A 1,269-nucleotide genomic window follows, 5' to 3' on the forward strand; every position below is an offset into this window, starting at 1 on the left:
TGAGCAGCCTCATCTGACTGGTTCAATTTGATTGTTAGTGCATCATTGGCCTGTGATCCATTGAGATGATGGTTTCGGGAGCTGACGGGCGGTAGCCCAGTGCACTGTGGGGACGTTTTGTGTTGTAGTGTTTCCTCCATTGTTCGATCAGGATTTGAGCTTCGCGCAAGCTGTAGAAGATCTCACCGTTGAGCAGCTCATCCCTGACCCGGCCGTTGAAGCTTTCACAATATCCGTTCTCCCACGGGCTGCCAGGTTCGATGTAAGCCGTCTTGGCGCCAACGGCGGCGATCCAGTCTCGGACTGCCTGGGCGACAAATTCCGGCCCATTGTCAGAACGTATGAAACTGGGCGCGCCGCGAAGTATGAACAGGTCTGTCAGAACGTCGATTACATCGGTCGAGTTCAGTTTCCGCTCGACCCTGATTGCCAAGCATTCCCGGCTGTACTCATCAAGGATGTTCAGCGTCCGGAAGGCTTTGCCGTCGTCGGTTCGACAATGAACGAAGTCATACGACCAAACATGGTTGCGATACTCTGGCCGTAGCCGAACGCATGAGCCGTCATTTAGCCAGAGCCGTCCTTTCTTCGGTTGTTTCACTGGCACTTTCAGCCCCTCTCGTCGCCAAAGCCGTTCAACCCGCCATCGCTGACAGACCATCCAGCCTCTCTCAGCAGCGCTGCGATCCTGCGATAGCCATATCGGCCATATTGACGGGTCAGCTCGATCATGTCGGCCACCAGCCTGTCCTCGTCCGCGCGGCCTCTTGGGATGCGTCGTTGCGTGGACCGGTGTTGTCCAAGTACGCGACAGGCGCGTCTCTCGGAAACGTTCAGCTGGTTGCGTACATGGTTAATACAAGCACGACGACGAGCGGGGCTCAGTAGGGCTTCGCGTTCAGGGCTGCAAACCATCCACGGGATGGTTTGCTAACCGCCCTTCATCCTTTGTGGCTTCCGTCAAGATCAGTTTGTCCAGCGTCAGATCAGAAACCGCACGTCGCAATCGTTCGTTCTCTTTCTGAAGCCGTTTCAGTTCCTTCAATTGATCAACACCCATTCCACCGTACTTCTTCCGCTAGCGGTAATAGGTTTGTTCAACAACTCCGATCTGCCTGATCGCATCAAGACGGGACATGCCTTGACCCATCAGAACTTTAACTTGCCGTAACTTCGAGACAATCTCTTCCGGCTTCGGTCTCTTGTTTGCCATTCTAGGTCCTCCGTTTCCTATACATAACGGGGGACCAGTTCAGTTGGGGAGGCTCA

Annotated in this window: 1 pseudogene; it reads right to left on the reverse strand. The window is 54.5% G+C overall.

Annotated elements, in window-relative coordinates:
* Positions 1–34: 34 nt before the first annotated feature.
* A pseudogene (locus AC2FJV_RS20150) lies at positions 35–1,213 on the reverse strand (IS3 family transposase).
* Positions 1,214–1,269: the final 56 nt, after the last annotated feature.

The sequence above is a fragment of the Ruegeria sp. CDSA241 genome, from assembly GCF_059611265.1.